This window comes from Paenarthrobacter sp. NPDC091711, from assembly GCF_044756605.1.
Classification (GTDB): Bacteria; Actinomycetota; Actinomycetes; order Actinomycetales; family Micrococcaceae; genus Arthrobacter.
Genome location: NZ_JBIVTF010000023.1, coordinates 40,072 through 49,920 on the forward strand (window position 1 = coordinate 40,072; position 9,849 = coordinate 49,920).

The following is a 9,849-nucleotide window of genomic DNA, read 5'->3' on the forward strand; positions in this document are numbered from 1 at the left end:
CCGCCATGCCTACCCCGGCTAGTATCACTGGTTGGAGCGTCACCAAGATGCGTAGCGGAATATCGAAGGGTACAGCGATGGAACTGGGGGCCACACGCGTCGAAGTGTTTGCCGACGGCAGGGTAACAGTAGGTGGAGAGGCCATCTCTCCGCCGGAGGGAATTGATCCTTACTCGGCTGCAATAGCGGTGCTTGCTGACTATGCCAAGTCGTCCGGAGCTCCGGTTCTGGCGGATGCGGTAGACCATGTCAAGGGCCAGGAAGGCCAGTTCCACGTGCATCCGGACGGTCGCGCCGAAGCGGTGACAGGATTCCCGGGTGCCGTAGACAGCACCCCGGCAGACTCGGCGGTGGCTCCTGCAGACTCGGTGGTGGCTCCTGCAGACTCGGTGGTGGCTCCTCCGACAACCCCAAGCTACGGTTCGACTCACCTTGAGACACAGTTCGTCCGGCCGGACAGGCCACGTCCCACCACAGGCTTCCGCGGCGCCCTGTATTCGGCTACGGGTGGTTTCGTGAACCTTGGCCCCAGCGCCAGGGACCAGGACGAGGCCGAGCTGGAACGCCGGATCGCCCGTCCGCTCTCCGGCAGCTTCAACACAGCGGTCCTCAGCCTCAAGGGCGGAATCGGCAAGACCTCCACCACCGTGGGCGTGGGCATGATCCTTGCCGAATACCGCGGCGACCACCCGTGCGCCATCGACGCCAACCCTGATAGCGGGGACCTGGCCGAACGCGCACTCGGCGAAATGCTCTATCAGAAGGTCAAGCCGCGCACCATCACGGATATTGTCCGGGACATCGAAAAGATCACGTCGCTGACAATGCTCACCGACTACATGCATCACGCCAACAGACTGCATTTGGTGGCAGGCGAGCAGGATCCCGCGTTATCCGATGCCCTGACGGCTGCTGAATACCTGAAGATCAAACACTTGGTGTCCCAGTACTACTCGGTGACTCTCACTGACTGCGGCACGGGCGTGTCACATCCGGCCATGGCCGGAGTGCTCCCGGAAGCCACCAACTTGGTTATCGCGTCCGGCTATGCCGTGAGCGGTGCCAAGCGTGCCCGCAATACCCTCCAGTGGCTTGCCGACCATGGGTATGAGAATCTGGCCAGAAACGCCATTGTGGTGGTCACGGACAAGGACCAAGTTTCCAGCCGGGTCAATAAGCGTGCCATTGAAGAGCACCTCGCAGGCTTCTGCCGGCAACTCATTACAGTCCCGCACGATCGCGGCGTCGCCGATGGTGACCGCATTTCGTTGGACAAGATTTCGGCCGGGACCCGCAGGGCCTATAAGGAGATAGCCGCCGCGATCGTGGACGGCTACATCTAGGCCTGCTACCGGCCCTGGGGTTTACCCAGTGCTTTTGCCCTGCGCCGCTCCGAAGATGAGCGCCTGGGTGCGGCGGGCTTTTCCACCATCCCAGGTGGAAGCCGTGGGGTATCGGACGGCCAGATGCTGGAAGGGGGCGTGACCATGGAGCGCCGCGGCCGCCCCGGCAGGATCCAGTTCCACCGCTTCGGGAACACCGCTGTGCAGCGATGGCCCCAGTACCAGCAACTGCGGAACCCTCATGGCGTCCCCGCCGACGGGGATGCTGAGCCCGGAGGCGCCAAAGTGTAGTTCCACGGCTAGTTCCTGTGCATTGGCTTCCACGGCTGCAGCCTCAAGGGTTACAAGATCGGGAAGAGCACTGCTGGAAGGGGCTGACATCAATACATCGAACGCCTCCACCATTCCTGAATCCGTGCGGAAGGCCGTTACTACTCCCGCGAAGCCCTGCCCGGACAGCACGGCAATCCCCAAAGGCATGGTTTCGCGCAGCCAGGCAGTAAGCGCTGCTTCATTCCACCTCTGCTGAAGCGGTTCTGCGGGACCCAGATACTCCGGAGTGAACCCGGCCGCTGTCAACATCCTGGACGTAAAAGTTCCCAGTATCAGGTCACCAGAGGCAGCATGCAGCACGCTGCCTCGGATCACGACGGCGGGACTCACCGCAGGCGGGCCGCTCGCCGCAGCGGTGTCGCTGAACTGAGCGGCATCGGCCGCCTCCAGGGCGTCGCGCACCTCACCGTTGGGGTCTTCCGCAAACCATGGGATTCCCGCGGCTTTGAGAAATGCCAGCAGCGGGTAAGTGATGGCCGCATCGGCTCGTGTCTGAAAGGCGACAATGCCGTTTCCCGCCGACGCAGCCGCAGCTTGCTGCAGGTCCCTGCGCAGCGTCCTGCTAAGCCAGGGACGGGCCGCTGGAGTTGGAACGGGCACCCACGGTATAGAACTCATGCTCCCCACTCCGCGTTGATGACCTCGTTGGACTGCGGATCAATGAGAAGTCCTTTGGTTCCGATCACCGTGATCATGAGGAAGGCGCGCACGGCCTCAGCGGTGTCTTTGTCATAAGGGCAGTTGACCTCAGAGACCCAGGCGTCACCGGCAAGCTGGTGGGCTACCTCCTCACCAAAGACCCGGCGCACTTCAGAATTCGGGACGTTCACGGGAACGCTGATGAGCCCCAGATCTTCTCCCGCGAGGTTCACCACAAGGTTCTCGGAGCCCTCCACTGCGTTGACAAAGAACTTGTTTTCGAACTCGCCGCACGCATACTCAAAGCGACCTTCGCGAGGGTCTTGATCGCAAATCAGGTGAAAGTCATAGCTCATGGTGAACAACCTCATGATGGTGGTGGAAGGTCTGGACGGTCACAGGGGGGCGGCTGGTGCGAAGAATTCTTGCCCTGCCCGCCGGTAGCGGAACAGGACGTTCACCGTTGGCGACCACTCCTTCTGAGCGGTCTCCCGAGAACAGGATGACGGGTGCGCCGGCGGCCCGGAGACTGGCAATGAAGGAGTCGTGCATCATCATGCCGCTGCCGGTGGTCCTGCTGGTGACCATGGCGAAAAGTCCAATGTCGGCACCGGAGGGAAGGTAGCTCGCCAAAGCACGCAGAGGCTGGTTTCCGGTAGCCGCCAGAATGTCGTAATCGTCCACCAAGAGCACGATCTTTGGCGAACGCACTGGTGCCCTGCTTCCGTCCCCTAACCTGTCCCGTGCCTGCCCCGCAACGAACTCGGCCAGCTGGGCTGCCTTTTGCCCGTTGGAGGCATACTCGCCCAGATACTCGTCAGGGATGAAGTCCTGCAGCTGTTGGCGAGGATCGAACACCGCAAAAGCCAGTTGACCCGGTTCGTGGGAGGCCATCAGCTGTGAGGCCGCAGTCCTCAGCAGGTTGGTCCGGCCGGTTTCGGGGTCACCAATCACCACGGCTCCCCTGTCCGTGCCCAACAGATCAAGGTTCTCGATGCCGGCGTCGTGCTCCCGAATGCCAAGCGCTATGCTGCCGCCGCCCGGACTGTGATCCGGCGAAAGCCGGGTCAGTGCAGGCAAGACGCGTACGGGAGGCGCGGTCAGCGGGCTGTACTGGCCCAAAACCCCACCGAGCTCGGCCAGTTCCTGCCCGGCATTGTCCCGATCCGGGGTTGGGGACAACGACGGTAGGGCAAAGTGACCAATGGTCTTATCCATGGTCAGTGCGCGTCCCGGACGGTTTGCCCCAAGTGTTGTTGCGAGGCGGCGGTCCAGTGAATCCGCGGGATCGGCAAGGTGCAGCTCAATCCTTGTTCCCAAGAGTGATTGCCGGGACATCCGTACCTCGGACCAGCTCCGTAGGCTGACCAGGACGTGGACGCCCAGAGTGCTGCCGCGGGTCATGATGTCGTGGACAGAGTCCTCCAGTTCAGGGAACTCGGAGGTCAGGCTTCCAAAACCGTCGATGAGAAGGAAAGCATCGGTGCATGCCAGCTCCCCAAGCCCACCCCTGGACCGGAGCGCACGCATCCCTTGGAGTGAATCCAGCTTGTGGTGATCGAACACGGATTGCCGGACATTCAGCAGGCCTTGAACCTCCTCAATGGTCCTCCGAAGCAGCTCCCTGTTGCCACGGCCGGCCACCCCACTGCAATGCGGCAGCGCCGCCAGCCCTGCGAGCGCATTGCCCAGGAGGTCCACCGCGTAGATATTGACGTCCTCCACCCCATGGCTCAAGGCCAGCGACGCCGCGATGGTGCGCAGCGCGGTGGACTTGCCGCTTTGCGGGGCACCGATGATCGCGAGGTTGCCGCCTCGGGCGGTGAGATCAAGGTGCCACGGTCCTTGCCACTGCCGGGCCGGGTCATCCAGGATCCCGATTGCGGGACTGAGGTATTGCGGTTGGCCGAGCCTCGGGCCTGTGGACGTGAGGTCCAGTGAGGCGCCGGTTCCCGCCAGGGACACAGCAACCGGCAGGGGAGGAAGCCACACCGGTGGCGTTGATCGCGGTTGCTGTGCGGCGAAACCCACGACGGCGGAGAGGATGGTGGCACTGTCTGCCTGGCTTGAGGGGCGTTTGCCTTCTACGGGAACGCCCCGCGTCATGGCGCTGTTTATCAGGACCGGATCGGGCACCTCGTTGACGGTTTCTTCTGCCAGGCGGAAGGTCTGCACGGGAACTGACTCCGTCACTGAATCGACGTCGTCGTCCTCCGCCAGGGGCAAGGCGCCTGAGACGTAGGCTGCGCGGAATCGCTTGAACACGGTGGTGTCTACTTTGAGGATGCCGTGGCCCGGGGTGCTGGGCAGGTGATAGGCATCGGGGACATCAATGATGGTGCGGCTTTCGCTTTCCGAATTTGTGTGGAGTGCTATCCGGTAGGCCAGGTAGGTATCGAGGCCGCGGAGCATGCCTTGCTCCACTTTCTGGGAAGCCAAGAGCAGGTGGATGCCGATCGAACGCCCAATCCTGCCGATGGAGAGCAAGAGATCGATGAAGTCAGCACGTGCAGTGAGCAACTCCCCGAACTCGTCGATGCACACGAACAAGTAGGGCAGCGGCTCAGCAAGGGCCGGGTTGTCCGGGGTCCTGCTCCGGGCGCTCCGGTAATCGTTGATGTGGGCAAAGTCGCCACCGTTCTTCAGCAACTCCTGCCGGCGTTTAACCTCTCCCGCGAGGCTGGAATAGATTCTGTCCACCAGGCTGGCATCGCTGACCAGGTTAGTGACCAAACCTGAAACATGAGGGGCGGCCTCGAAGGGGGCGAACGTTGCGCCGCCCTTGTAGTCCACCAGGACCATGCTGAGGTCCTCGGGGGAATGTGTGGCGATCAACGACAGGACTATTGTGCGCAGGAGTTCGGATTTGCCCGAACCGGTTGCTCCCACGCAGAGCCCGTGCGGTCCCATGCCTTGCTGGGCCGGTTCCTTTAGATCCAGGTGGACCGGTGTTCCGTCCTCGTCTTCTCCGATGGCAACCCTCAGGAAATCCGAGCCTCGTTGGCTCTTCCACAACTGGAGCATGGCCTCGGCCGTGTAATCGCTCAGACCGAGAGCCTCGGCGTAGCTCCGCGAGGACTTGTGCTCGCCGAATTCGTGGGACAACTCCGAAAGACGCAGCGGAGCCAAGGCCCTGGCTACGGATTCAGCAACCACCGGAGACACGTCATCAGCAACGCCCTGCATGGTTTGGCCGGTGGCAGTAGCTTCCATACTCAGTGCGTCGGGCGAGACCATCAGACGGAGGTCAACCCGTTCCGGCTCTTGTTGCTGCTCAGCCAACACATGGATCCGGGTCACCGCAAGCTTGGTTAGGGGAAGGTCAGCAGGCACTCCAGGGAGCGCCCCGGCGTTCTGCCCTGGAAGGTCCGTAATGATAATCAGCCTAGGAAGGGCATCCGCGGGAACTTGCTGGAAGTTGCGGGCGGCGCTGTTCACCGCCGTGAGCCGCGCACCCATGGAACCTTCCAGCAGGCCGGCCAGCTCAGCCAATGAACCCGCCCTTCGCAGGGTTCCCCGCTCCTGCAGGTGGGGCAGCCATTTGGTCCATTCCCAGTCCTCCAGCTGATCATCACCAACAACAATCGCCAACTCCACATCCTCGGGAGATTGTGCGGCAGAAAGCTGGCAGAGCAGGCTGCGGCAGACCATCAGTGCCGTTTCCCGGTCCCCCACGATTGATACGTCGGACACTGCAGCCAGCGGCAGCGTCAGCGGCATGTCCGGATTGCTGCCAAAGCGTTGGCGAAGCTGTTCGGCTTCAGAGAGCATGAAGGCGTCAGGACGTTCAACAGCATCGCCGCTGTCCTGAATCGTGATGGGTCTGCGCGGAACACTGCCGGTGCCGAACCGGGTGACCAGGAAGTCAGGACTCGTCCTGCGACGTTCCCAGAGCCGGTGGGGATGGTTGACCACGCTTTGCACCAGGCGGCTCACCGGCGGATGCGCCGCATTTGCGCCTGACCGTGCACGCTGTTCTTCTGACTCAAAATCAGAGCGGCGGCGCCTGAGGTAGTCCATGTACAGTCTCCGCTTGGCCGCCCTTTGACGGGTGGCCTTGCCGCGCTGGGAAAACATGAGCACAACCGAAGCAATGACCGTGGCCACCATCATGATCGCGCCAATGCCGGCCAAAGACGAGCCCCGGAAAAGCATCATCACCGTCACCGACGTAGCAGCTCCCAACATGGGCACCAGGGCAAGGAGGTTCATCCCGCCTGCTCCCCCGGCCAGCTGCGGTGGGGCATCCAGCAGTGCAGCTTCAGGCGTCTTTTCAGGAAGTGTGGTCCTGGCAGGGCGGTGGACGATCCGTGTGGTCATGCGCTCAAGCCCTGTTCGCGGCCATCAGGGCCTTGCCGGTCAGTTCCGTGGCGGCGATCCTGGTTCGGGAGCCCAGACGGCTGAGTTGAAGGCTGCTGCCACTGGCCAGGTGCCGGTCATAGGGCAGCACGCCGTCGCGCACTGCGGCATCGTGACTCTGGCGGGAACGGACCACCGCGGTCACCTGTTGGACGTCCGGGAAAGTGTTGTTCAAGGACTCTTGAATGGATGCGAGTTTTGCGGCCTCCGGGTTACCCGGCGGTGCAACCAGCACCACGGCGTGCGCAGTCTCCAGAAGCGCCGCCGCGTGTCGGGACAAAGGCGAGGCGCCGCCGTCGACGATTGTTACCGCCATAAAGCGCGAGAACGTAGATGACACATCTGTCCACTCCTGTAAGCCGAGCGGTTGGTCCGCCAAGGCAGGAACGTCAGCCCTGCCCGCCGCGAAGACCTGACTGCCGCAGGCTGCTGCGTTCTTGACGGCATCCGGAAGCGTCCGCACGGGTTCTGTGCGGAACTGATGCATCAGCTTGGCCAACGGGGCCACCTGCGATGCACCGAGGTATCGCATCAAATTTCCACTGTGATCAGTGGCGTCTATAGCGATGACGGGTTCCTGACGGATGCTGCCGAGCAGTTTTGCCAGCATCGCCGCAACGGTGGTGGTTGCCACGCCACCCGCCGTGCCCAAAACCACTATGCGCCGCCCTGTGGTGATGGGGGCTTCAACGGCTGAGCTTGCCCTGATGAGCCGCTCGGACAACGATCCGGAGGTCACTGCATCGGTCACCTCGAAGCGGACGCGTTCCCACCAACTATCGCCGCTTTTACGGCGTGATGTGGCCACCCGTGTGGCGCGCGGCTCAAGGGCAGGAGGGGTCGACGGCGGCAGCTTAGGTGGGGCTGGCGTTGTCGCCTTGGTGTCGGCTGCTGGTGCGGCAGGACCCGCCCCGGTCACGGCTGGCCCTGGTGCCGCGGTGCTGCCCATCCCCGGGAAGCCGCCCACCGGCGTCGTGCTTGTCTCGTCAATCGGGAATCCGGAGCGCGGTTGTTCACCCAAAAGTCTGTCCTAGCTGTGTATAGGCTCCTGAAAGTCCCAGAACCAAGGGAATGGTGGCAAGGACGCAGAGGAGCTCGAGCCTTGAGGCGATGACTCGCAGCCTGGCGGCCGTCTGTTCCCTGACCTTAATTACAGAGGCCACCAGCACGAGAACTGCCAACGCTGCTGCAACAGCAAGCCATAGAGGCTGTTTGGTTGCCAAGGCAAAGACCTGCGTGGCACCCCAGCAGGCACCAGCTGCTGCTACATAGACTCCGGCGCGCTGCGCAAGCAGCGGCAACGCCAGGCCCCTGAACGTCAAGGCGCCCAACAGCGCCACCGCAAGCAGGACCGCCCACACCGGCCGGTTCTTCGCGGTCGCAACCACCACCACCGCAACTCCAGCCACCAATGCTGCAGTGAGCGTCCAACCGGTCAAAGTGGCGTGTGCTGCGTGGACGGCATCCAGCGTTGTGCTGCGGGTGATCCGCTTACCTTGGCGCTGATCGTCATCCAAACCGCTAAGGCCAGTCAATACGGTGGCCAGCCTGGGTGCGACACCCAACGCGAAGATAGCCACGATTCCCGAGATACCGGCTGAGAGCGGCTGATCCCGAGTGCTCAAGGCCAGCACTGCCCACAATCCACCCAGAAGGAGGAGCAGTCCGGCACTTGAAAGGAAAGGGATGTACTTACCCGTTGCCATGCCCGAGGCAACCACGGCCAGGACCAAGGCGGCGGACAGGAGAAGAGCCCCGGTAGCGAAAGGCGACACCATAAAGGCCGTGGAGCCGGCGGTTGCCAGCCCGGCGGCAACCAACGCGAGTCCGCCAGGGACGGAGCGTACGCGTCCGGCTGTGGCGCCGAGCAACATCAACGCTGCAGCAATCGCGATGCCGATCATGGCGGCATCCCTGTTCCCGGTTCCCCGCAGAAGCACAACGAACGACGAACCGGCAGCAGCCATCAACAAACCGGCAACAGTCGCAAGGCCAACAGTCCGCAGCTGCCGGGCCCATAAAGCCGGGAGCCGCTCTGTTGATTCGGCCGCGAAGGAGGGGACGTCATAAACATCAGGCGCTGCGGGGACATCGCGTTCGTCGCGCAGGTAGAGCATGGAGCCATCGGAGATGCCCGCTTGCCGCAAAGTCAGTGAACTTTCCAGGGTGATGCCCACGCTGGTGGTCAGCACGGACGACATAAGGATTGCGGTGCTGGCTCCGGTGACTGTCCGGGTGCTGGTGGGCTCGTTCATCAGGCTCAAAATTTGCGGCATGAGCGATGCGATGGGCTCATCGGAAGGGAGCCTTACATCAAGATGCCGGTGCGCCGCGATAATGGTGACCCGGCTCAAGGCCATGCTCATGGGGTTCCTTCGATGAGAGTTGCTGATGCTGACGTCACTGCCTGTTTGGCCGCCTGTTCACTGAGCAAATGCTGGACAAAACTGAAACCAACACAGATGGCAGCGATGAGCGCTGCGATCAGTAGCGACTGCATGAGCCGGGTGGTCGCCGTCTTGTAGTTGCGTTCCTGCGGGTTCTGCCCAAACAACAAAGAATCGTCGAGCCTATGCTTCCTTACCCGGGCGGACTCAAGCAGCCGGGAATCATAATCTTCAGCCATGTGCGGCCTCCCCCATCAGGCTCCTGTACGGCGTCATAGTGCCATCAACCCTATTCCATGGGCCGGTTTCAATACGGTCCAGACCCTAGCATCTGCCTATGACAATGTTTGCTCCAGGACTTCTCGTGCAAGGGCTGCGGCACTCTCACTTGCACGAGGGTCAGGTCCTTGTTGTTTGGCACCGGGCACCTAGTCGGTCGCCGGGAGCACTCATTTTTGGTGTTTTCAGCACCTAGACAGGCCCGAAACGGCACCTATACGGGCCCTTCCGGGCCTAGGTGTCCCCTCTGGTGGGGCAGGGTGAACCCCATGGGGCTTCGTCGGTGACCTTCCCGGTTTGTGACTAAGCCGTCACAAGGCACTTGTTTCTTGTTAGTGCATCGACTGGACTTAACATGTTGTGTTCGCAATGCTGTTAAGGTGCTCCAGCACAACCATCTACCTTTGGGGGAATCAATGGCCATCTTTGACATGGGCGCCGAAACACTCGGGAACCTGAGCAAACAAACCGACGCGTCCCACCAGGACCTCGGCGCCCTCGTCCGCCGG

7 protein-coding genes are annotated in these 9,849 nt (G+C 62.2%); 1 reads left to right on the top strand and 6 read right to left on the bottom strand.

What is annotated here, in order from left to right; all coding sequences use genetic code 11:
- Nucleotides 1-5 precede the first annotated feature (5 nt).
- A complete protein-coding gene (locus ACIQH5_RS21450; protein WP_400407485.1) occupies nt 6-1,343 on the top strand; it encodes a MinD/ParA family protein in 1,338 nt (445 codons plus the stop codon).
- Between the two features lie 21 nt (nt 1,344-1,364).
- Here the strand turns inward: ACIQH5_RS21450 and ACIQH5_RS21455 are convergent, their stop codons facing one another.
- From ACIQH5_RS21455 to ACIQH5_RS21480, 6 genes are read right to left on the bottom strand one after another with little or no spacing between them, the layout of a single operon-like run.
- Complete coding sequence (locus tag ACIQH5_RS21455; RefSeq protein WP_400407487.1) at nt 1,365-2,294, bottom strand: DUF6177 family protein; 930 nt, start codon at nt 2,292-2,294, stop codon at nt 1,365-1,367.
- On the bottom strand, nt 2,291-2,671 hold the full coding sequence (locus tag ACIQH5_RS21460) for a hypothetical protein (RefSeq protein ID WP_105568158.1): 381 nt from the start codon (nt 2,669-2,671) through the stop codon (nt 2,291-2,293). The genes ACIQH5_RS21455 and ACIQH5_RS21460 overlap by 4 nt, the downstream gene beginning before the upstream one ends.
- Nucleotides 2,661-6,635 carry a type VII secretion protein EccCa gene (gene eccCa / locus ACIQH5_RS21465; protein ID WP_400407489.1) on the bottom strand — a complete coding sequence of 1,325 codons (3,975 nt, stop codon included), beginning with the start codon at nt 6,633-6,635 and terminating at the stop codon, nt 2,661-2,663. The genes ACIQH5_RS21460 and eccCa overlap by 11 nt, the downstream gene beginning before the upstream one ends.
- A 4-nt stretch (nt 6,636-6,639) precedes the next feature.
- Nucleotides 6,640-7,695: a hypothetical protein gene (locus ACIQH5_RS21470; RefSeq protein ID WP_400407491.1), complete on the bottom strand. Its 1,056-nt coding sequence runs from the start codon at nt 7,693-7,695 to the stop codon at nt 6,640-6,642.
- Complete coding sequence (gene eccD / locus ACIQH5_RS21475; RefSeq protein ID WP_400407493.1) at nt 7,688-9,040, bottom strand: type VII secretion integral membrane protein EccD; 1,353 nt, start codon at nt 9,038-9,040, stop codon at nt 7,688-7,690. The genes ACIQH5_RS21470 and eccD overlap by 8 nt, the downstream gene beginning before the upstream one ends.
- Nucleotides 9,037-9,300, bottom strand: coding sequence for a hypothetical protein (locus ACIQH5_RS21480; protein ID WP_400407495.1), 264 nt, complete (start codon nt 9,298-9,300; stop codon nt 9,037-9,039). The genes eccD and ACIQH5_RS21480 overlap by 4 nt, the downstream gene beginning before the upstream one ends.
- Nucleotides 9,301-9,849 lie beyond the last annotated feature (549 nt).